The sequence below is a fragment of the Planococcus sp. RAB007_Raresut genome, assembly GCF_057369535.1.
Map to the genome: position 1 here is coordinate 1 of NZ_JBXYIF010000224.1, position 247 is coordinate 247.

General features: G+C 42.9%; 1 pseudogene. It reads left to right on the top strand.

From position 1 onward, the window contains the following. Window positions 1-19 precede the first annotated feature (19 nt). A pseudogene (locus AC2Q9J_RS18355) lies at window positions 20-247 on the top strand (IS21 family transposase); the annotation flags it as partial.

The following is a 247-nucleotide window of genomic DNA, read 5'->3' on the forward strand; positions in this document are numbered from 1 at the left end:
GATGGAAGGAATGCTAGCAATGTCCGGTATCAATTGTATCAAATTTCTCAGAAACCACAAATCACATTCAATCAATCGAATCGCTAAAAATCTAGACCTCAATTGGAGAACAGTAAAAAAATACGCGGATTCAGCTCAATTGCCAAACGAAACCATTCGCCCCAAGAGGGGCATGATGTACGGAACGAAATGGGGCGAGATGGTCGAGGATTGGTTGACCGAGGATCAGATGCTTCAGAAAAAGTTG